The sequence below is a fragment of the Acidithiobacillus ferriphilus genome, assembly GCF_028215975.1.
GTDB lineage: Bacteria > Pseudomonadota > Gammaproteobacteria > Acidithiobacillales > Acidithiobacillaceae > Acidithiobacillus > Acidithiobacillus ferriphilus.
The window spans coordinates 1,099,341-1,121,043 of the sequence record NZ_CP116458.1; the positions used below are offsets into that span (position 1 = coordinate 1,099,341).

Here is a 21,703-nt window from a genome sequence, read left to right on the forward strand (position 1 = left end):
CAGACTTTTCAACTGCTCGTATATTGAGCACGCCATATGGCGGTGTTTTACGTCCGATTGATCTGCTATTTTTACCGAGGAGGATATGTGCCCAGTGCCGACCGAATTCGTGCCATCCGTTGGGAGGAGGGCCAACTCTGCCTCCTCGATCAAAGATTGTTGCCACAGCAGGAAACCTGGTTAAAGCTCAGTGATTATCGCGCGGTGGCAGTGGCGATTCGGCAGATGGTAGTGCGTGGTGCTCCGGCAATCGGCATCACCGCCGCCTATGCCATGGCGCTGGCCGTCAGCGAAGCGGGAACGCAGGCGAACTGGCAGGCATGCCTGCTGAGTGCCGCCGACGAGATCAAGGCGGCGCGACCGACGGCGGTGAATCTCGCTTGGGCGACGGACCGGCAATTGGCACTGGCGCAATCGGCATCTACTGCGGAACAGGCTGGCGCTGTGCTCTTACAGGCCGCCCACGACTTGCTCCGCGACGACATTGCCGATAACCAGCGTATGGGTCGTTACGGCGCGGAGCTTTTGCCGGCGGAGGGAGGTATCCTCACACACTGCAATACGGGCAGTCTCGCTACGGGCGGATACGGCACGGCACTGGGCGTGATCCGCGCCGGAGTTTCTGCGGGCAAGCAACTCCATGTTTATGTGGATGAAACCAGGCCATGGCTGCAGGGCGCGCGCCTCACTGCCTGGGAGTTGCAGCAGGATGGCATTCCCTTTTGTCTCAATGTGGACGGCGCGGCGGCCTATCTGATGCAACAGGGCTTGATCCATGCGGTGATTGTTGGTGCCGACCGTATTGCCGCCAATGGCGACGCGGCGAACAAAATTGGCACCTATAGCCTCGCCGTACTGGCGCAATATCATCAGATTCCATTCTATGTCGCGGCGCCTTTGAGTACGGTGGATTTCGCCATGCCCGATGGCGGCGGTATCGTCATCGAAGAGCGCCCCGCCGCCGAGGTGCGGCAGTGTGCGGGCCATGCGGTGGTGTCAGAAGGTGTCGAAGTGCGCAATCCGGCCTTTGATGTTACTCCCGCCAGCCTGATTGCCGCCATTATCACCGAGCGTGGCGTGGCGCGCCCCGGGTTTCAGGCGGCGCTCCAGGCGCTGGCCGCTGGCCACATGCAGGTTTAGCCCTACTGTGGCATAATGCCGCGTTGAAGAAATAATCAGGGGTATTCAGTCTCCACATGATCGCATTCGCTAAAGAAACTATTCCTGTCGGTCTCGAAAAGGAGATGCGCCAGTCCTACCTTGATTACGCCATGAGCGTGATCGTCGGCCGCGCCCTTCCCGACGCCCGCGATGGCCTCAAACCGGTGCATCGTCGTGTGCTCTTCGCCATGCACGAAATGAACAACGACTGGAATAAGCCTTATAAAAAGTCGGCGCGTGTCGTCGGCGATGTCATCGGTAAATACCATCCTCATGGCGATACTGCGGTCTATGACACGATGGTGCGGATGGCGCAGGACTTTTCCATGCGCTACCCGCTCATCGACGGGCAGGGTAACTTTGGTTCGGTGGATGGCGACAGTCCCGCCGCCATGCGCTACACCGAAGTGCGCATGTCCCGCATCGCCCACGAAATGTTGGCGGATCTGGAAAAGGAAACCGTTGATTTTGGTCCCAATTACGATGAAAAGGAGTGGGAGCCGCTGGTCATGCCGGCACGTATTCCCAACCTGCTGATCAATGGTTCGGCGGGCATCGCCGTGGGTATGGCCACTAATATCCCACCCCACAATCTGACGGAAGTGATCAGTGCCTGTCTGGCGCTGGTGGATGATCCCGAGACTTCGGATGAAGATTTGTTCACTCTGATTCCGGCTCCGGATTTCCCGACGGCAGGCTTTATTCATGGCCGTGCCGGCAGCATCGAAGCCTACCGCACCGGGCGGGGCCGGGTGGTCATGCGTGCGCGCTGCGAGTTCGAGACGGACAAGAAAACCAACCGGCAGAGCATCATCGTCACCGAACTGCCCTATCAGGTAAATAAGGCCAGGCTCATTGAGCGTGTTGCCGAGATGGTCAAGGAAAAGCGCCTGGAAGGCATCAGCGACCTGCGCGACGAGTCCGATAAGTCGGGTATGCGTATCGCCATTGAACTCAAGCGGGATGCCAATGCCGATGTGGTGCTGAATAATCTCTACCAGCACACGGTTATGCAGAGCGTGTTCAATATCAATATGGTGGCGCTGCTGGACGGGGCACCGCGGACCCTCGGTCTACGTGATCTGCTGCAGGCCTTCATCCAGCATCGCCGCGAAGTGGTTACCCGGCGTACCGTCTTCGAGCTGAAGAAGGCACGCGACCGTGCCCATATCCTTGAAGGTTTGGCGATAGCGCTGGTTAATTTGGATCCACTCATCAATCTGATCCGGGCGGCGGCCAATCCGGCGGAAGCCAAGGCGCAGATGTTGGCGAAGTCCTGGGAGCCGGGCATGGTCGCCGCACTGCTGGTCGAGCGTGGTGAACCTTCTGAGGGCATGCAGGCGGACGGCTATCATCTGTCTGAGACCCAGGCCCAGGCTATTCTCGATCTGCGTCTGCACCGCCTGACCGGGCTGGAGCAGGACAAAATCCGCGATGAATACTTGGTCTTGTTGGATCGTATCCGTGAGTTGCTGGAAATTCTCGGCTCAAAGACCCGGCTGATGGAGGTCATCCGCGAAGAGCTGGTGGCCATCCGCGATCAGTACGGAGATGCCCGGCGCAGTGAGATTGTGGCGGACACCGGTGATATTTCGACGGAAGATCTGATTACCGAAGAGGAAATGGTGGTGACCTTCACCCACGCCGGTTATATCAAGGCGCAGCCGGTGACGGTCTTCAATGCCCAGAGACGGGGCGGCAAGGGCAAGATGGCCACCACCACCAAAGAAGAAGATTTTGTCGAACGCATGTTCTGCGCTTCGACCCATGCCTATTGTCTATTCTTCAGCAATCTCGGTAAGGTTTTCTGGCAAAAGGTATATCAGTTACCGCAGGCGGGTCGTGGCGCCAAGGGCAAGCCTATCGTCAACATGCTGTCCCTGGCACCCACGGAACGCATCACCGCCGTGTTGCCGGTTCGTGACTTTACCGAAGGACAGTTTGTCTGCATGGTAACCTCCCATGGTGTCGTCAAAAAGACGCCGGTCATGGAGTATTCCCGCCCGCGCAGTCAGGGGATCAATGCCATCAACCTCGACCCCGGTGATCGTCTGGTCGCCGTTGGCCTCTCCGACGGGCAGCGCGAATTCATGCTCTTTACCCGGCATGGTATGGCGGTGCGCTTCCCCGAGGCGAAAACCCGGGCCATGGGGCGTAATGCCCGGGGTGTGCGCGGCATCAGTCTGGAAGAAAATGATCGGGTGATCTCGGCACAGTGGGTGGATTCCAGTCAGGTGATCCTCACCACTACGGCCAATGGCTACGGTAAATTGACGGAAGTGGATGAATACCGCCGCACCAATCGGGGCGGGAAGGGCGTTATCGCCATCCAGACCAACGCGCGTAATGGCGATGTGGTCGGCGCGCTGGCGGTAACGGAGCGGGACGAATTGATGCTGGTCTCTGATCATGGCACCCTGATTCGTATAGCGATTAACAGTATTCGTCGTACCGGCCGGAATGCGCAGGGGGTGCGCCTGATTAACCTGGGCGAGGGCGAGCAACTGGCGGGACTGGCATTGATTGCCGATACAGAAGAAGAGGAGGGGGAGCAGACCGATCTGCCCCAGTAACACACACCATGAACTATCCCGTTTATAATTTTGGTGCGGGCCCGGCGATGCTTCCCCGTGTGGTGCTGGAGCAGGTGCAGGCGGAGTTGCTCGACTGGCATGGCCGCGGTATTTCGGTCATGGAAATGAGCCATCGCGGTGCAGATTATATGCAGATTATCGCCGAGGCCGAGCAGGACCTCCGCGACCTCCTGCAGGTTCCCGCTCATTATAAGGTGCTATTTTTGCAGGGCGGTGCGACCCTGCAGTTTGCCATGGTTCCTATCAACCTGCTGCGCGGCCATGCGCGGGCGAGCTATGTGCAGACCGGTATCTGGTCTGCGAAAGCCATAGCAGAGGCCAAGCGTTTTGCGACCGTGGAAGTGGCGGCCAGCAATGCGGATCGTCAGGCCCGTGTGGTGCCTCTACAATCGGAGTGGCGGGTTAGCGCTGATACGGCCTATGTGCATATTGCCGGAAATGAAACCATCGGTGGTCTGGAGTTCGATTTTGTCCCGGAACTGGGCGATATTCCGCTGGTGAGTGATGCCTCTTCCCACATCCTCTCGAAGCCGGTGGATGTCAGCCGTTTTGGCCTTATTTATGCCGGTGCCCAAAAAAACATCGGGCCGGCCGGTCTGACCCTGGCCATCATCCGCGACGACCTCATCGGTCATGCGCCGACCGGTACTGCAACCATGCTGGACTATGCCGTGCATGCTAAAGAGGGTTCCATGCACAATACGCCCCCGACCTTTGCCATTTACGTGGCCGGTTTGGTGTTCAAATGGTTGCAACAATTGGGTGGGTTGGACGTCATGGCGGAGATCAATGCGCGTAAGGCGGCTTTGCTTTATGCGGGTATCGATAATTCCGGCGGTTTCTATACCAATGCTATAGAGCACCGCAACCGCTCGCAGATGAATGTGCCGTTTACCTTGCATGACGCAGCGCTGGACAAGATATTCCTGAAAGAAGCGGATGCGCAGGGACTCCTTCAGCTCAAGGGGCACCGCCTGCTGGGTGGTATGCGTGCCTCTATCTACAATGCAATGCCAGAGGCTGGGGTACTGGCGCTGGTTGACTTCATGCGAGATTTCGCCCGCCGCCAGGGTTAGGGAGGCACCTTATCCGTGAGTGTACGAACGCTTCCCGAATTGCGCGGGGTCATTGATCAGGTGGATGCACAAATCCTCCAGTTGTTGGCGGAGCGGGGCCGCCTGGCTGCTGAAGTCGGTGCAGTGAAGCGTGCCGCTGACGAGACGAATTTTTATTATCCCGACCGGGAGTCGGAGATTCTTCGCCGGGTGATGGCGGAGAATCCGGGACCCTTTTCTGCGGAGCAAATTGCCACTATCTTCCGCGAAATCATTTCTGCTGGTCTGGCCCTGGAAGAGCCGTTACAGGTGGCTTACCTCGGCCCGGCAGGTACCTTCTCGCAAATGGCGGCGCAAAAGCATTTCGGGCGGGCTGCGGTATTTCAGCCGACGGCAGGCATTGCCGAGATTTTCCGCCTGGTAGACAGTGATCAGGTCCGCTTCGGCGTGGTGCCGGTGGAAAACAGCACTGAGGGTTCCGTCAATCTCAGCCTCGATCTGCTGTTGGATTATCCGCTGCATATTTGCGGTGAGGTGCAGTTACGTATCGTCCATAATCTGGTGGCCAAAAGTTCTCTGGATGCCATTCGGCGGGTCTATGTGCACTACCAGACCCGTGCTCAGTGTCGCCAGTGGCTTGCGGCACATCTGCCGCGGGTGCAATTGGTGGATGTCTCCAGCAATGCTGTGGCGGCTGAACGAGCAGCGGCGGATGCCGAAGGTGGTGCTATTTCCACTACGGTGGCTGCGGAAGCTTACGGCCTTGATATTCTGGCTGCGGGTATTGAAGACAATCCCGAGAACACCACGCGCTTTTGGGTGATCGGTAAGATCAATACCCGTTCCACCGGGAACGACAAGACCAGTCTGGTGGTCGCCGCGGCCAATCGTCCGGGGAGCCTGCATGCGCTGCTGTCGCCATTGGCCAGTGCGAGGATCAGCCTCACGCGCATTGAGTCGCGACCGGCACGCTCGGCCATCTGGGAATACGTCTTTTATCTCGATCTGCTCGGTCATTGTCAGGATGCCGCCATTGCACCGGTGCTGGATGCCCTCGCGCAACAGGCGTCTTTCTATCGCTGCCTCGGCAGTTATCCCAGGGCGGTATTTTAATGTGCAATAAATATCTGGAATATGCGGCAGCGGGGGTGTCCGACTTGCGTCCTTATCAGCCGGGTAAGCCCTTGGCGGAACTGGAACGGGAACAGGGCATCCGTGATGCCATCAAGCTGGCTTCCAATGAAAATCCGCTGGGACCGGGTCCCATGGCGCTGGCGGCTATTCGTGCGGCGCTGCCTACCCTGGCCTTGTATCCCGAGGGATCAGCGCCGGAGTTACGCGCGTTGCTGGCGCGTCAGTTGGATCTGGACCCCAGGCAATTTATCTTCGGCAACGGTTCCGATCAGGTGGTGGAGTTTGCCGTACGCGCCTTTGCCGGGCCGGGGACCGAGGTAATTGTTTCACAGTACGCCTTTGCTGCTTATGCCATTGCTGCGCAAGCGAGTGGAGCGACCGTGCGGATTGCCCCGGCGCGGAACTACGGTCATGACCTGGAGGCCATGGCCGGTCTGCTCAACGCACAAACCCGGCTGGTTTTTATCGCCAACCCCAATAATCCCACGGGTACGTACCTTACCGCGGCGGCGCTGGAGACCTTTATCGACAGTGTACCCTCGCATGCCCTGGTGGTGCTGGATGAGGCTTATCTGGAACTGATGGATGCCGCGGATTATCCCGACGGTAAGCACTGGCTGCGACGCTTCGGTAATTTGCTGATTACCCGGACCTTTTCTAAGGCCTATGGGCTGGCAGGCCTGCGTTGCGGTTACGGCATTGGCCACCCCGACCTGATAGCAGTGCTGGAGCGGGTTCGTCAGCCATTCAATGTCAATACCTTGGCGCAGGTGGCAGCGCACGCTGCGCTCACGGACCTCGCTCATCTGCGGACTACCTTGGCCAACAATCACCAGGGGATGGTGACCCTCCGCGACGGATTACATAATCTTGGATTGACAATCTTGCCGCCTGCAGGCAACTTTACGGCCTTTGCCGTACCAGGGGGTGGACAGCGCGTCTATGACGCGCTGTTGCAGCGGGGTGTGATCATCCGGCCGTTGACCCCTTACGGCATGCCGGATCATCTGCGAGTCAGTGTTGGCCTGCCGGTGGAAAATCAACGCTTTCTAAAAATGCTGGGCGAGGTCCTGTAATCCCATGATCGTCATTGTTAAACCACAAGCTACCGCAGAGCAGATGGAGCACCTGCTGGAGCGTATCCGCCAGTTTGGCCTGCAGCCCATGGTCAGTACCGGTTCCGAGCGCACCGTGGTCGGTTTGTTAGGGGATGAGCGGTTGTTGCCTGAGGGAGCGCTGGAATCCTTGCCCGCCGTGGAACAGGTCATGCCTATTCTAAAGCCCTACAAGCTCGTGAGCCGCGAGTTCAAATCCACCGATACGGTGATCGATGTGCGTGGTATTCCCATCGGGGGCAAGCAGATTCAAGTGATCGCTGGCCCCTGTTCGGTCGAAACACCGGAGCAGATGCGTAGCTCTGCGGAGGCCGTCAAGGCGGCAGGCTGCCGTCTGATGCGCGGCGGAGCTTTCAAACCCCGCACCAGTCCCTACACCTTCCAAGGCGTGGGCGATGAAGGTCTGGATTATTTCCGGACCGCCGCCGACGCGGTCGGTCTGCCCATCGTCACCGAACTGATGGATGTCCGCAAGATTGATCTTTTCCTCGAAAAAGGGGTGGACATCATTCAGATCGGCACGCGCAACATGCAGAACTTCGATCTCCTCAAAGAAGTCGGGCGTCTGGATGTGCCGATCATACTCAAGCGCGGCCTGAGCGCCACCATTAAGGAATGGCTCATGGCGGCTGAATATGTCGCCGCTCACGGCAATCACCGGATTATCTTCGCCGAGCGCGGTATTCGCACCTTTGAGACGGCCTATCGTAATGTCCTTGACGTCACCGCTATTCCGGTCCTTAAGCGGGAGACGCACTTGCCGGTTATCGTCGATCCCAGTCACGCTGGCGGCAAGGCCTGGCTCGTACCGCAATTGTCCAAGGCCGCCATTGCCGCCGGTGCGGATGGCTTGCTGGTGGAGTCGCATCCCTGTCCAGAAGAAGCCTGGTGCGATGCCGATCAGGCTTTGAGTCCGCAGCAACTCATGACGTTGATGGGTGATTTGCGTAAAATCGCCGAGGCCATCGGTCGCGAACTCTAGCATGTCAGACACTCCTTTCCAGCGCATCATTATTGTCGGCCTTGGCCTCATGGGCGGGAGTGTCGCTAAAGCTCTGCGCAGCAGGGGGTTCGCTGGATCGCTGGTGGGGGTGGTCGCAGATGCCGCGGCGGTTCAGCGCATGGAACCTGCGGCGAAGCAATGGCGGATCAGTCTGACCCATCAGTTGAAATCGGCGCTGCGAGATGCCGATCTGGTCCTGCTGGCTACCCCTCCGCAAATCATCTTGCAGCAGTTGCCGGAGTTGGCGCGTCATATATCTGCAGAGGTGTTGGTCAGTGACGTCGCCAGCATCAAAGCTCCGATAGCGCAATTGGGTCATCAGTTGCTGGGAGATCGCTTCATCGCCGGGCATCCCGTGGTTGGCGGAGAAAAAACCGGATTTGCAGCGGCGCGGGAGGGCCTTTATCAAGGGACGCGTGTCATCCTGACGCCGTTGCCGGGACAGGCGCCTAATGCGGTAGACGCTTTAAGCGGCTTTTGGCAGGGCCTCGGTGCGACTGTTTCGCAAATGACGCCGGAGGCCCACGATCAAGCGCTGGCTGCGACCAGTCATTTGCCCCACTTACTCGCCTTTGCCTACATGGCTGGCCTGGATGATCAGGCCCCTGCGCTGCGTGATCTTGCTGGCGGAGGGCTCCGCGACTTTACCCGAATAGCGGCCTCTGACCCCGATCTCTGGGCAGCCATCCTTTGGGAGAATCGCGCAATCATCGGACAGCATCTGCAAGCTTTGCAAAAAACCCTCGGCAATGTCGAGCAGATACTCGCAGGGGGTGACAGGAGCGCCCTGCGAGCCCTGCTGGAGCGCGGTCGCGATTGTCGTCAACAATTTCAATTTCCTCCGGTGCATCCCTGAATCATGACCCGATATCTCGTCCATCCCGGCAGTCAACTCAAAGGTCGTTTCCCGGTCCCCGGCGACAAATCCATTTCCCATCGCGCTGTTATTCTTGGTGCGCTTGCTGAAGGGGTGACGGAAGTAGAGGGACTGCTGGAAGGTGCCGATGTGCTCGCTACTATCGCCGCCTTTCGCACCATGGGCGTAGAGATGCAAGGACCGGATCGCGGGCACTTGCGTATACAAGGTGTCGGTCTATATGGATTACGGGCACCCGGTGTACCATTGGATTGCGGGAACTCCGGTACGGCAATGCGTCTCCTGGCAGGTGTGTTGGCCGGTCAAAATTTCCCGAGTACTCTGATAGGTGATGCCAGTCTGCAGCAGCGGCCTATGGGTCGGGTGTTAAGGCCATTGGCCGCCATGGACGCGGAAATTGCCGCCCAGGACGGTAAGGCGCCCTTGCAGATTCACGGGCGACCCCTGCACGGCATCGACTATGCCCTGCCGATGGCCAGTGCCCAAGTCAAATCCGCCATCCTGCTGGCGGGGTTGTATGCCGAAGGTCAGACCTGCGTGACGGAACCCGCGCCTACCCGTGATCACAGCGAGCGGATGCTGCAAGGTTTCGGCTACCCGGTGGAGCGTCAGGGTCCACGCGCCTGTCTGCGCAGCGGTGGCCAGTTGCACGGGCAGTCGCTGCAGGTGCCGGGCGATATTTCTTCGGCAGCGTTCTTCCTGCTCGGCGCCACCATCGCGCCGGGTTCCGATCTCACCCTGGAAGGTGTAGGTATCAATCCGACGCGCACCGGCATCATTGAAATCCTCACCCGTATGGGCGCCCGGATTGATCTCACCGCGCTGCGCGTAGTGGGCGGTGAGCCGGTTGCCGATATCCGCGTTCGCTATGCGCAGTTGCAGGGCATTGCCATTCCTGCCCATTTGGTACCGCTGGCTATTGATGAATTTCCTGCGCTGTTCATCGCCGCGGCGTGTGCTAAGGGGCAGACCGTGATTACCGGCGCTGAAGAGCTCCGTGTGAAGGAAAGCGATCGTATTGCGGTGATGGCTAGTGGCCTGCGTGCAATGGGTGTTATTGTAGAGGAGCGCGCGGATGGGGCCATTATCAACGGATCGCTTCTACAGGGTGGTCGTATAAACAGTCAGGGGGATCATCGTATCGCGATGGCCTTTGCCATGGCGGCACTGGTGGCGCAAGGTGATATCGAAATCCTCGACTGTGCCAATGTGGCTACGTCTTTTCCAAATTTTCCCGCTCTGGCGCATCAAGCCGGGCTGCTGCTGGAGGTGGTGGGCGCATGAGTGGCATTCCCGTCATCACATTGGATGGCCCCGGCGGAGTTGGTAAGGGCACGCTGAGCCGTCTTTTGGCCCGTGATCTGGGTTGGCACCTTTTGGACAGTGGTGCTATTTATCGGACGTTGGCGCTGGCGGCACAGCGTGCCGGGCTGTCTGCGGACAACGCCGTGGCTTTATCCGAACTGGCGCGCACGTTGCCCCTGAGCTTTCGGGGGGGCGCCGACGAAACACATGTTCTGCTCGCGGGAGAACTGGTCGATGCGGAAATCCGCAGCCCAGAAATCAGTGCCCTGACTTCTCAGATCGCTGCCATTCCTGCGGTGCGGGCGGCTTTATTGCAGCGTCAGCGGGATTTTCGCCAGGCGCCGGGATTGGTAGCCGATGGTCGAGATATGGGGACCGTGGTTTTCCCGAACGCACCGCTCAAGGTGTTTCTGACCGCCAGGGCCGAAGAACGGGGCAAACGACGTCTGAATCAGTTGATGGAACAGGGTATTAGTGCTAGTCTCGCCACAGTTGTGGCGGAAATTGCGGAACGCGATGCCCGGGATCAGCAGCGTAGCGTGGCACCGCTCCGGCCCGCGCCCGATGCGCGCCTCCTGGATACCAGTGAACAAAGTGTTTCCGACACGTACAGGGTCCTGCAAAGCTGGGTTCAATCGGCTTTGCAGGAAAATTGAAACCGCCATTTATGGCATCGAGCAGTGATTCAAGGGGCGCCCATGGCGCACCCGGTATAATGAGGCCTACTGAAATTTATGACCACCCCTAACGCTGAAATGCTTGTTGAACCCAGTTTTGCCGAGATGTTTGAAGAAAGCCAGAGCACCCAGGGCCTCAAACCTGGCGAGTTGCTTACCGGCATCGTGACGCGCGTCGATAACGACTTTGTCATCGTCGATGTGGGTCTCAAGTCTGAAGGACCGATCCCCGCCGAACAGTTCCGCAATGCGGAAGGGGAGATAGAGGTGAAGGTCGGCGACTCGGTAGAGGTTTGTCTGGAGTTGGTGGAAGACGGCATGGGCGAGACCCGCCTTTCCCGTGAAAAGGCTCGCCGCGCCAAGACTTGGGTCGATCTGGAAAAATCCTTCAACGACAACGCGGTGGTGCATGGCTTCCTTACCGGCAAGGTAAAGGGTGGTTTTACGGTCAGCGTCGACGGTGTGCGTGCCTTCCTGCCTGGCTCCCTGGTTGATGTGCGTCCGGTACGGGATGTCGCCTATCTCGAAGGCAAAGACCTGGAGATGAAGATCATCAAGCTGGACCGTAAGCGCAACAATGTGGTGGTTTCCCGCCGCGCGGTGGTCGAGCAGGAACAAAGTGTGGAACGTGGCGCACTGTTGGAAAGCATTCAGGAAGGCGCCATCCTGGAGGGCGTGGTCAAAAATCTTACCGATTACGGTGCGTTCATCGACCTCGGTGGTATCGACGGCCTGCTGCATATCACCGATATGGGATGGCGCCGGGTCAAACATCCCAGCGAGGTGGTTACCGTGGGCGGCGAGGTGCGTGTCCTGGTCCTCAAGTTCGATCGCGAGCGCGGTCGTATCTCTCTTGGTATGAAGCAGTTGGGCGAAGATCCTTGGCGCGATATCGCCCGCCGTTATCCGGAGGCCACCCGTATTTTCGGTAAGGTCACCAACGTTACGGATTATGGCGCGTTCGTCGAAATCGAAGAAGGTGTCGAAGGCCTGGTGCATGTTTCCGAAATCGATTGGACCAACAAAAACATAAATCCGGCCAAAGCGTTGCACGTAGGTCAGGAAGTTGAAGTGATGATCCTCGATATCGACGAGGAGCGTCGTCGTATTTCGCTGGGCATCAAACAGTGTCTGCCCAACCCCTGGGACGACTTCGCGCAGAACTTCCAGAAGGGCGATCGTGTTTCCGGTCAGATCAAGAGCATTACCGATTTCGGCGTGTTTGTCGGTCTGGATGGCGGTATCGACGGACTGATCCACTTGTCCGATCTGGCCTGGGACCGTACCGGCGAGGAAGCCGTGCGGGATTTCAAAAAAGGGGATACGTTGGATGCGGTTGTCCTGAGCATCGATCCGGAGCGGGAGCGTATCAGCCTTGGTATCAAGCAGATGGAAACCGATCCGTTCATCCAGTTTGTGGTGGCCAATGAAAAGGGTGCCCTGGTCGAAGGTGAAGTCATCTCGGTGGATGGCCGCGGCGCCGAAATCCGTCTTGGTGAAGGCGTCGAAGGATTCCTCCCCCAGCGCGAGTTGGGCCGTGGTCAGACCTTGGCCGCCGGGGATAAAATCGAGGTCGCCATTGCGATGGTCGATCGCAAGAACCGCACCTTGACCCTCAGCACCAAGGCGCATGATACGGCCGTTTCTCAGGAAGACCAAGCGGCCGCGGTGCAGCAATATGCGCGTAGTGCAGCGACGGGCACCACCAGTCTGGGCGATCTGATTAAAGAACAGCTCAAGCGTAAGCAGGAAGAAGATAGTTAAGTGCGACCCTCTCCCCCTCCCGATCTTGATGTTGGTCGGGAGGGGAGGGTGAATGAGGTGGCGTCAGGTGAGAGCGTTTTCTGGAGCGTCAACCTGCCGCTTGCTTGTTTAATTTTGCAATACCCTGTCAGTTCACCATTTCTTTGTTAAGAAGCTAATAAACTATGACTAAATCAGAATTGATCAAAAACATCAGTGCACAATATCCGCATCTGAGTGTGCGTGATATTGAAATGGCTACCCGCCAGATGCTCGATTATCTGAGTGATGCGTTGGCTGAGGGTGAGCGCATTGAAATTCGTGGTTTTGGAAGTTTTTCCATGCATGTGCGTCCTACCAAGCAGGGGCGTAATCCGAAAACGGGAGAGCCTGTGCTGGTGCCCGAAAAACGGGTTCCGCATTTCAAACCGGGTAAGGAACTTCGTGAGCAGGTTGATTATCCTGAAGTGGTCGTGGGTGGCAAGGTCTAATTGACGGCCTCTGGCGTGGATATGCTTGTCGCCCTCGTTTTGCTTGTGGCGATTGCTCTGGGTGTATGGGTTGGTCGGATTACCTCTTACAGAAAATCTGCGTTGGGTGCCCCTGACACGATTCCCGAAATTTATATTCAGGGACTCAACCATCTTCTCAGTGAGCGCAATGATGAAGCGGTAGAAGTTTTTTTGGATGCGTTACGGCAACACCCGGAGAGTGTTGATATTTTGCTCGCCCTGGGGCGCCTCTTTCGGCGGCGCGGAGAACTGGAACGTGCCTTGCGGGTACATCAGCACCTTCTTGAGCAGCCAGCACTGGCGCCCGATTTGCGGCAAAGCGTGCTTTTCGAGATCGCCCAGGATTACCTCAAGGCGGGGATCCTTGATCGAGCGGAATCCATCCTTAAAGAGTTACTGGATCGTCAACCTGATCATCTAGAGGGCCTTGCCACACTTGCCGAACTGTACGAACTGGGCAGTGAATGGACGCAGTCTATCGCGGTTCGTCAGCGCTTATCTAAAGCAGGGGCGCGTGGCCAGCGTCCCGTGATCGCCATGCTCTATGGTGAACTGGCCGAGCAATCGCTGCTCGCAGGAGAGGCAAAGCAGGCAAAGGTTTTTTTGGAATTGGCCCGCAAGGAAGATCCAGAAAATCCGCGGGCCCTGGTGATTGGTGGACGCATCGCCTTCGATCGGCAGGACTGGGGTGCTGCGCTAAGCCTTTGGGAAAAACTCCTTGATTCCCCGGTAGAGTCTGTGGTTCTGCTTATTTTGCAACCCTTTCTGAGCGTTTTACGATATGCTGCGAAGGACACGGATGTGCAGGTAACGCGAGAGCGCCTGTTGAAGATGTGCAATTCGCCGCTGGCCGTAAAGCTTCTGGCGCATGCCTTGCAGGTGGTTGAAGGAACCCCTGCGGCGACGGCATATTTAAGACATGTTCTGTTGCGGCAGCCAGATATGCGAGTGATGCAGGTTTTGCTGGAATTGGATCCCGATGCGCCAGAGCCTGCGTTGTACCCAGTTATGGCAGTAGCGGTGAGAAGACTGGCGGTGGAGCCGGCAGTTTTTTATTGCCAGTCCTGTGGTTATCAAAGTCCTCAGTACTATTGGCGCTGCCCTAGCTGCCGTCAGTGGGGAACCTTTTCTGGAGGGTATGCTTTGTGATTTCACCGCTCATTGTCGCGCTGGATTACGCGAACGAACGCGACGCCTTGGTTTTGGTGGATCAGCTTGATCCTGCCGCATGTCGGGTCAAGGTAGGTAAGGAACTCTTTACCGCCTGCGGCCCCGCCATTGTGGGGCGTCTGCAGGAGCGAGGGTTTGACGTATTTCTTGACCTCAAATTTCACGATATTCCGCAAACCGTCGCCAAGGCTTGCAGGACGGCGGCGGGTCTCGGCGTGTGGATGCTCAACGTACATGCGAGTGGTGGTAGTAGCATGCTGCGCGCTGCACGGGAAGCAGTGAACGCCGCCGCTGGTGGGACACAGCGGACTCTCTTGGTTGCGGTGACGGTGCTCACGAGCATGAACGACGCCACTTTACGTGAAGTTGGCGTCAATAGCTCGGTGGAGGATCAAGTTGAGCGTTTGGCAACACTTGCGGCAGAATGTGCCTTGGATGGCATCGTCTGCTCCGCGTTGGAAGCAAGTCGTCTACGGGCGGCCGTGCCTGAACTTCTGCGTGTGACTCCCGGGATTCGTCCCGCACAGGATGCGGGGGATGACCAGAGACGTATTATGGCGCCTGCGGCGGCAGTGGCGGCGGGGGCGGACTTCCTCGTGGTGGGCAGACCTATCACCGCTGCCGAAGATCCGGCCCGGGCCCTTAGCCGGATATTGAGTGAGTTGGCAGGGGATCCCGTCGACCCGCGGAAATCAGACTAACATGCTGAATGAAAAAGGTGGTAAAGGCTGTGCCCGCATAACATCGATCATGGAGAAGAAATCACTGTGACTGCAGACGAAGTGGTGGCGTTGTACAAAGAAGACGGGGCGCTGCTCCAGGGACACTTCCAGCTATCCTCCGGACTGCATAGTGATACCTATCTGCAGTCGGCCAAGGTGCTGCAACATTCTGGGCACGCGGCGCGACTGTGCGCGGCGATGGTGGCGGGTATTCCTGATGATCTGCGGCAGCGCATTTCCTGTGTCGTAGGGCCGGCCATGGGAGCGGTTCTGGTGTCCTACGAATGTGCCCGCGCGCTGGGGGTCCGCAGCCTGTTTACCGAGCGGGAAGCCGGACAGATGGTGCTGCGTCGGGGCTTTGCGCTGGCGCCAGGTGAGGGCGTGTTGGTGGTTGAAGATATTACGACGACGGGTGGCTCGACGCGGGAATGTTTGGCGGCCATTAGCGCAGCAGGTGGGCAAGTGTTGGCGGCATCGGCAATTATTGACCGCAGTCCAGGATTCAGTGATTTTGCCGGGGTGCCATTTTTTCCGCTATTACGGCTCCCGGTACGTACCTGGGAAGCCGCTGATTGTCCCCTCTGCGCCGCTGGCGGGATGCCCGTTAAACCGGGGAGCCGCGGTCTGCGCTGACCTTGAGGGGCAGGTGGCTTGTGTTTATCATTAACGTTTAGGCTTAGACAAAATGCAAAAGAAGGATCAGTTCATGAAAATCTTGACGCCAGAGGCCGCGCCTTTGGAAAGACACATCCGTGTGACTATTCCAGCCAGTGAGGTGGAGAGTGGGGTATCCCAGCGTCTGCGTAATAAGGCGCGTTCTGCGCGTCTCCCCGGATTCCGGCCTGGTAAGGCGCCCATGGCCCTCATCGAGCGTCATTATGGTTCGGATGCCCTCATGGAGACCTTCGATCATCTTATCAATGACCGCTATTCTCAGGCAGTGCGCGACGAGTCCTTACGTCCGGTTGGAAGACCGGAAGTACAGGTCGAGAAAGGCGGGCGCGGTGAGGACCTCGTGTTTACGGCCGTGGTGGAGGTGTATCCAGAATTTGATCCGCAGGTGCCGGACGCCACCGTTATCCGCAAGACGGCTGAAGTGACGGATGCGGACGTGGATGCCACCATAGATATTATGCGTCAGCAGCGGCGTTTTTATGTGCCTGCCGAGCGTGCCGCCCAGAACGAAGACCGGGTCACCGTGGATTTTCAGGGGACCATTGATGGTGTCCTCATGGCGGACGGCAATGTGACTGACTACTCCGTGGTGCTGGGCTCCGATCGCCTGCTGCGGGACATTGAGCAGGGATTGTTGGGCATGTCCGCGGGAGAAGATCGGATCGTCGCGGTACAGTTTCCAGCAGAATATCATGTTCCGGAATTCGCCGGTCAGACTGCACAGTTCCATCTTCAGGTCAAGGAAGTTGCGGCGCCTCAATTGCCCGAAGTGGATGCGGCTTTTGCCTTGGCACTAGGTATCGAGGACGAGGATGTTGCCGTATTACGCCAGGAAGTACGGGAAAATCTGGAACGTGAAGCGCAACGGATAAGCCGGAGTCAGGTGAAGTCGCAGATTCTGGAACTGATCGTGGAGAGCAATCATCCCGATTTGCCCAAGCAAATGGTCGAACAGGAATTGGAGCGTTTGCAAAAAGACGCCAATGCGGTGGCTGGTGGCGATGATCTGGACGCGTTGGCTAAGCGGCGTGTAGTACTCGGCCTGATTTTGTCGGAAATTGTCCGGCGCGAAAAGCTGAGGGCATCCACGACCGAAATCACCCAGCTTATTCGGGAGATGTCTGAGCAATATGAGGATGCTGAGCAGTTCATGAGTTGGTATCGCAGTAAGCCCGAGCAGATGGAGCAGGCCGAGGCTATAATTCTGGAAGACAAAGTTGTGGCATGGCTTCTGGAGCGTGTTAAAGTGGCTGACGAGTCTGTCAGCTTTAACCAGCTTATCGGTCGGGCGCCGGCAGCCGAAGTACGCACAGAATAACCGATGTCCGTCGCGGGACAATAGACAGGAGCATGGATTATGTGGAAACAGACAGGAGACCGGTTGGCTCCCGCTGTACAGGGCCTGGGGTATGTGCCCATCGTGGTCGAGCAGAGCGGACGCGGCGAGCGATCCTATGATATCTACTCCCGTCTGCTCAAAGAGCGGGTGATCTTTATGGTAGGGCAGGTGGAAGATATGATGGCCAACCTGGTCGTCGCACAGCTGCTTTTTCTGGAAGCGGAAAATCCGGACAAAGATATCGCGCTGTATATCAACAGTCCAGGTGGTTCTGTCACTGCTGGCATGGCGATTTATGACACGATGCAGTTTGTTCGCCCGCAGGTCAGCACTGTCTGTATCGGTCAGGCGGCGAGTATGGGCGCGGTATTGCTGGCCGCTGGTGCCGAAGGCAAGCGTTATGCGCTGCCTAACGCGCGAATCATGTTGCATCAGCCCTCTGGTGGTTTCCAAGGGCAGGCGCACGATATCGAAATCCATACCAAGGAGATTCTGCGTATCCGTGAACGGCTCAATGATATTCTGGTCCATCATACCGGGCAGGGCCGTGAACGTATTGAGCAGGATCTCGACAGAGACTTTTTCATGTCGGCCGAAGAGGCCAAAATCTACCATCTTGTGGACGCTGTGATTAGCCATCGCGGCGAAAACGAGACCGCCTGAACAGGCAGGAGAGCAGCTATGGCTGGGAAGCATGAGGGAAGCGGTGAAAAGACGCTCTATTGTTCATTCTGTGGCAAAAGCCAGCATGAAGTCCGCAAGCTGATTGCCGGTCCTTCGGTATTCATCTGTGATGAATGCATCGAGTTGTGCAACGACATCGTCAAGGACGAGATACTGGATGACCACAGCGAGGGTCAGGACAAATTGCCCAAACCCATGGAAATCCGCAAGACGCTGGATGATTACGTCATTGGTCAGGACGTCGCCAAAAAGGTTTTGTCCGTGGCGGTTTACAATCATTACAAGCGTCTTGAACACGGTGGCAAGGACAATGAGGTGGAGCTGGACAAGAGCAATATTTTGCTCATTGGCCCCACCGGTTCGGGCAAGACCCTGCTGGCGCAGACCCTGGCGCGCCTCCTGAACGTGCCCTTTGCCATGGCCGATGCCACGACGCTCACGGAAGCGGGTTATGTGGGTGAGGATGTCGAAAACATCATCCAGAAGCTGTTGCAGAAATGCGATTACGATGTAGAAAAGGCGCAGACCGGCATCGTCTACATTGATGAGATCGACAAAATCACGCGCAAGTCAGAGAATCCCTCCATCACCCGCGATGTTTCCGGTGAAGGTGTGCAGCAGGCATTGCTCAAACTGATTGAAGGGACCGTGGCCTCTGTTCCGCCACAAGGCGGTCGCAAGCACCCTCAGCAGGAGTTCCTGCAAGTGGATACGCGGCATATCCTCTTCATCTGTGGTGGGGCCTTTGCCGGGCTGGAAAAATCGGTTTCCGCGCGTCTGGAGAAGGGGGGTATGGGCTTCAATGCGCCACTTAAGCTGCGCGATAAAGGAGCGACCGCCGCATTACTGATGCAGAATCTGGAGCCTGAAGATCTGGTGCGCTACGGGTTGATTCCCGAGTTTGTCGGGCGTTTACCTATTCTGGCGCTGCTGGAGGAACTGGATGAAGAAGCACTGATTTCCATCCTCACCGATCCGAAGAATGCTTTGGTGAAGCAGTACCAGAAGCTCTTCGCCCTGGAAGGCGTGACCTTGGAGTTCCGCACTGAGGCTGTCCGGGCTATTGCTAAAAAGGCACTGACCCGCAAGACCGGGGCACGTGGTTTGCGCTCCATTCTTGAACAGATTCTGTTGGATACAATGTACGAGTTACCATCTATGAGTGGTGTGAAGAAGGTGGTAGTGGATGCCGCCGTTGTGGAAAGCGGCACCAAGCCGCTTCTGGTTTACGATGATGCTGCCAAGGTGGATATATCTCATCCGGCCTGAAGTAGAGCAGGGTTGTCATTGAAAAGCGCTATTGACGACCCCATCTGCATCGTTATTGGTAGTAATCACCTACTGTTGGAGTAGACCGTGACCCAAATCGATAAAAGTCTCCTCGTGGAAGATGAAGCACAGATGGTACCGGTGTTGCCTCTGCGCGATGTTGTGGTATTTCCGTTTATGGTTATTCCTCTTTTTGTGGGGCGGATGAAGTCGATTCGCGCCCTGGAAGAGGCGATGTCCGGCGAAAAACAGATTCTGCTGGTATCACAAAAAAATGCCGCGGATGATGATCCTCAGCCGGAAAACATTTATCGGATCGGTACGCTGGCTACGATCCTACAGTTGCTCAAACTTCCCGATGGTACGGTTAAGGTGCTGGTCGAAGGTACGGACCGGGCTAAAATTGTTTCTTTCCTGCCGGCTGAAGAATTCTTGCGCGCTCAAGTGCAGATCGTTGCCAGTGGTGCGGCAAACGATCGTGAGTTGGAAGCGCTTATGCGTTCGGTCAGCGCTCAGTTTGAGTCCTACGTCAAGCTGAATAAGAAAATCCCCCCGGAGATTTTGTCTACTTTGGCGAGCATGGATGATCCGGCACGGCTGGCCGACACTGTGGCGGCACATCTCGGCCTCAAACTCGAAGAAAAGCAAGAAATTCTGGAGAAGGCAGATACTCGTGCCCGGCTGGAGCATTTGCTGGGTATGATGGAGTCTGAAATTGACCTGCTGCAGGTGGAAAAGCGCATCCGCGGCCGCGTCAAGCGGCAGATGGAGAAGAGTCAGCGCGAGTATTATCTGAATGAGCAGATGAAGGCTATTCAGAAAGAGTTGGGTGATCTGTCGGAAGAGGGCGGTGGCGAGCTGGATGAGCTGACGCGTAAAATCGACAAGGCCGGAATGCCTAAAGATGTGCGAGCCAAGGCCGATGCCGAGCTGAAAAAGCTGCGGATGATGAGTCCTATGTCCGCAGAGGCGACGGTGGTACGTAACTATATCGACTGGTTGGTGGGGGTGCCGTGGCGCAAGCGCAGCAAAATCACCAAGGACCTTAAGCGCGCTAAGGCCATTCTCGACGCCGATCATTACGGCCTGGAAGACGTCAAGGAACGTATTCTCGAATATCTTGCCGTACAGGAACGGGTCGGCAATAGCCGCGGTCCGATCTTGTGCTTGGTAGGCCCACCCGGCGTGGGTAAGACCAGTTTGGGGCGCTCTATCGCGGCAGCGACCGGGCGTAAATTCGTGCGGATGTCCTTGGGTGGCGTGCGCGACGAAGCGGAAATTCGTGGGCATCGGCGTACCTATATTGGTGCTCTGCCAGGTAAGATTGTCCAGAGCCTGGCCAAGGTTGGTACGCGCAATCCGCTGATGCTGCTGGATGAAGTGGATAAGATGGCGATGGATTTCCGGGGTGATCCGGCGTCCGCTCTTCTGGAAGTGCTGGATCCCGAGCAGAATGCAACCTTCAACGACCATTACCTGGAAGTGGATTTCAATCTTTCTGAGGTGATGTTCGTCACGACGGCGAACACGCTCAATATCCCGGCAGCGTTGATGGATCGTATGGAGGTGATCCGGATCTCCGGATATACCGAAGACGAAAAGACTCACATCGCCACCAAGTATCTCCTGCCAAAACAGATAGAAAAAGCCGGGCTTCTAGATGGAGAGATGCTGCTTTCACAGGCAGTCATTCGGGATATCATTCGCTATTATACCCGGGAAGCTGGTGTGCGTAATCTGGAGCGGGAACTCGCTCGTATCTGTCGTAAGGTGGTGAAAGAACTTCTGCTCGACAAAAAACGTACGCGGGTACAGGTCTCGGACCGCAATTTGGAGAAATATCTCGGGGTGCGTCGTTTCGACTTCGGCAAGGCGGAGAAGGAAAACCGTATTGGTGAGGTCACTGGTTTGGCTTGGACAGAGGTCGGTGGTGAGTTACTCAGTATCGAGGCGGTAGTCGTGCCTGGTCGCGGCAAGCTGCTCATTACCGGAAAACTGGGTGATGTGATGCAGGAGTCTATCCAGGCCGCCATGAGCGTGGTGCGTGCCCGGTCGCGGGCTCTGGGCATTCCTGCAGACTTTTACCAAAACCGTGACGTGCATATTCATGTGCCGGAAGGTGCCACGCCTAAAGATGGGCCAAGTGCCGGTATTGGCATGGCCACCGCCCTGGTGTCGGCGCTGACTAATATCCCGGTGCATGCCACGGTCGCTATGACCGGAGAAATTACCTTGCGTGGTGAGGTGTTGCCCATCGGTGGATTAAAGGAAAAGTTGCTGGCAGCGCATCGCGGTGGTATCAGCACGGTCCTGATTCCGGCAGAGAATGAAAAAGATTTGCAGGAAATCCCCAAAAACGTGCGTGATGCGCTGACTATTAAACCTGTTCGGTGGATTGACGAGGTTTTAGCCATTGCGCTGGAGTCTTCGCCGACACCGTTGCCACCTGACAATGGGGAACCGTTGGTTGGCGTAGTGGCTGTTCAAGAGTCTCCTGAGGACAAGGCAATGGCACATTAAGGATGCGGCGGCGTGAAAGCTGCCCAAAAAGTTTGGTTACTTGGGAGAGACGTAAAATAGTGCGGTATTTATGTCGTGCATTTTCGACAAGGATGGTTCATTGGCGAAGGTCGGTCCTGGTCTGCGGTTCTGGCCATTTTATGTGCTT

18 protein-coding genes are annotated in these 21,703 nt (G+C 57.0%); all 18 read left to right on the plus strand.

Features of this window, described 5'->3' with window-relative positions; translation table 11 throughout:
- Positions 1–87: 87 nt before the first annotated feature.
- Entirely contained in the window at positions 88–1,140 is a 1,053-nt protein-coding gene (gene mtnA, locus PJU76_RS05420; protein WP_271780799.1) for an S-methyl-5-thioribose-1-phosphate isomerase, read from the plus strand.
- Between the two features lie 56 nt (positions 1,141–1,196).
- Entirely contained in the window at positions 1,197–3,734 is a 2,538-nt protein-coding gene (gyrA, locus tag PJU76_RS05425; RefSeq protein WP_271780800.1) for a DNA gyrase subunit A, read from the plus strand.
- 8 nt (positions 3,735–3,742) lie between these two features.
- Positions 3,743–4,831, plus strand: coding sequence for a 3-phosphoserine/phosphohydroxythreonine transaminase (serC, locus tag PJU76_RS05430; RefSeq protein ID WP_271780801.1), 1,089 nt, complete (start codon positions 3,743–3,745; stop codon positions 4,829–4,831).
- Between the two features lie 15 nt (positions 4,832–4,846).
- Positions 4,847–5,923 carry a prephenate dehydratase gene (gene pheA, locus PJU76_RS05435; protein WP_271780802.1) on the plus strand — a complete coding sequence of 359 codons (1,077 nt, stop codon included), beginning with the start codon at positions 4,847–4,849 and terminating at the stop codon, positions 5,921–5,923.
- Entirely contained in the window at positions 5,923–7,020 is a 1,098-nt protein-coding gene (gene hisC, locus PJU76_RS05440; RefSeq protein WP_271780803.1) for a histidinol-phosphate transaminase, read from the plus strand. The genes pheA and hisC overlap by 1 nt, the downstream gene beginning before the upstream one ends.
- 4 nt (positions 7,021–7,024) lie before the next feature.
- Positions 7,025–8,041, plus strand: coding sequence for a 3-deoxy-7-phosphoheptulonate synthase (aroF, locus tag PJU76_RS05445; RefSeq protein ID WP_271780804.1), 1,017 nt, complete (start codon positions 7,025–7,027; stop codon positions 8,039–8,041).
- A 1-nt stretch (position 8,042) separates the two neighbouring features.
- Positions 8,043–8,918 carry a prephenate dehydrogenase gene (locus PJU76_RS05450; protein ID WP_271780805.1) on the plus strand — a complete coding sequence of 292 codons (876 nt, stop codon included), beginning with the start codon at positions 8,043–8,045 and terminating at the stop codon, positions 8,916–8,918.
- A 3-nt stretch (positions 8,919–8,921) separates the two neighbouring features.
- Positions 8,922–10,223, plus strand: coding sequence for a 3-phosphoshikimate 1-carboxyvinyltransferase (gene aroA, locus PJU76_RS05455; RefSeq protein WP_271780806.1), 1,302 nt, complete (start codon positions 8,922–8,924; stop codon positions 10,221–10,223).
- Complete coding sequence (cmk, locus tag PJU76_RS05460) at positions 10,220–10,900, plus strand: (d)CMP kinase (RefSeq protein WP_271780807.1); 681 nt, start codon at positions 10,220–10,222, stop codon at positions 10,898–10,900. Before aroA ends, cmk begins: the two co-directional genes overlap by 4 nt.
- Before the next feature lie 78 nt (positions 10,901–10,978).
- Positions 10,979–12,685, plus strand: a complete 1,707-nt coding sequence (rpsA, locus tag PJU76_RS05465; RefSeq protein ID WP_064220350.1) for a 30S ribosomal protein S1 — start codon at positions 10,979–10,981, stop codon at positions 12,683–12,685.
- Between the two features lie 164 nt (positions 12,686–12,849).
- A complete protein-coding gene (locus PJU76_RS05470) occupies positions 12,850–13,155 on the plus strand; it encodes an integration host factor subunit beta (protein ID WP_064220351.1) in 306 nt (101 codons plus the stop codon).
- On the plus strand, positions 13,156–14,325 hold the full coding sequence (locus PJU76_RS05475) for a tetratricopeptide repeat protein (protein WP_271780808.1): 1,170 nt from the start codon (positions 13,156–13,158) through the stop codon (positions 14,323–14,325).
- Positions 14,322–15,047 (plus strand): orotidine-5'-phosphate decarboxylase, encoded by a 726-nt coding sequence (gene pyrF / locus PJU76_RS05480; protein WP_271780809.1) that lies wholly within the window; start codon positions 14,322–14,324, stop codon positions 15,045–15,047. The genes PJU76_RS05475 and pyrF overlap by 4 nt, the downstream gene beginning before the upstream one ends.
- Positions 15,048–15,113: 66 nt before the next feature.
- Complete coding sequence (pyrE, locus tag PJU76_RS05485) at positions 15,114–15,701, plus strand: orotate phosphoribosyltransferase (protein ID WP_271780810.1); 588 nt, start codon at positions 15,114–15,116, stop codon at positions 15,699–15,701.
- A gap of 73 nt (positions 15,702–15,774) precedes the next feature.
- The gene (gene tig / locus PJU76_RS05490) at positions 15,775–17,061 is read left to right on the plus strand and encodes a trigger factor (protein ID WP_271780811.1); all 1,287 of its coding nucleotides are present in this window, start codon (positions 15,775–15,777) and stop codon (positions 17,059–17,061) included.
- A 39-nt stretch (positions 17,062–17,100) separates the two neighbouring features.
- Complete coding sequence (clpP, locus tag PJU76_RS05495) at positions 17,101–17,745, plus strand: ATP-dependent Clp endopeptidase proteolytic subunit ClpP (RefSeq protein ID WP_064220355.1); 645 nt, start codon at positions 17,101–17,103, stop codon at positions 17,743–17,745.
- An 18-nt stretch (positions 17,746–17,763) separates the two neighbouring features.
- A complete protein-coding gene (gene clpX, locus PJU76_RS05500; protein WP_064220356.1) occupies positions 17,764–19,035 on the plus strand; it encodes an ATP-dependent Clp protease ATP-binding subunit ClpX in 1,272 nt (423 codons plus the stop codon).
- An 87-nt stretch (positions 19,036–19,122) separates the two neighbouring features.
- Positions 19,123–21,555 carry an endopeptidase La gene (gene lon, locus PJU76_RS05505; RefSeq protein WP_271780812.1) on the plus strand — a complete coding sequence of 811 codons (2,433 nt, stop codon included), beginning with the start codon at positions 19,123–19,125 and terminating at the stop codon, positions 21,553–21,555.
- Positions 21,556–21,703 lie beyond the last annotated feature (148 nt).

Bases quoted from the DNA above. Each gene is read 5' to 3' on its own strand.
- PJU76_RS05450 (WP_271780805.1), top strand. From the start codon at position 8,043: ATGTCAGACACTCCTTTCCAGCGCATCATTATTGTCGGCCTTGGCCTC.
- aroF (WP_271780804.1), top strand. From the start codon at position 7,025: ATGATCGTCATTGTTAAACCACAAGCTACCGCAGAGCAGATGGAGCAC.
- PJU76_RS05470 (WP_064220351.1), top strand. From the start codon at position 12,850: ATGACTAAATCAGAATTGATCAAAAACATCAGTGCACAATATCCGCAT.
- hisC (WP_271780803.1), top strand. From the start codon at position 5,923: ATGTGCAATAAATATCTGGAATATGCGGCAGCGGGGGTGTCCGACTTG.
- cmk (WP_271780807.1), top strand. From the start codon at position 10,220: ATGAGTGGCATTCCCGTCATCACATTGGATGGCCCCGGCGGAGTTGGT.
- tig (WP_271780811.1), top strand. From the start codon at position 15,775: ATGAAAATCTTGACGCCAGAGGCCGCGCCTTTGGAAAGACACATCCGT.
- aroA (WP_271780806.1), top strand. From the start codon at position 8,922: ATGACCCGATATCTCGTCCATCCCGGCAGTCAACTCAAAGGTCGTTTC.
- clpX (WP_064220356.1), top strand. From the start codon at position 17,764: ATGGCTGGGAAGCATGAGGGAAGCGGTGAAAAGACGCTCTATTGTTCA.
- gyrA (WP_271780800.1), top strand. From the start codon at position 1,197: ATGATCGCATTCGCTAAAGAAACTATTCCTGTCGGTCTCGAAAAGGAG.
- clpP (WP_064220355.1), top strand. From the start codon at position 17,101: ATGTGGAAACAGACAGGAGACCGGTTGGCTCCCGCTGTACAGGGCCTG.
- serC (WP_271780801.1), top strand. From the start codon at position 3,743: ATGAACTATCCCGTTTATAATTTTGGTGCGGGCCCGGCGATGCTTCCC.
- rpsA (WP_064220350.1), top strand. From the start codon at position 10,979: ATGACCACCCCTAACGCTGAAATGCTTGTTGAACCCAGTTTTGCCGAG.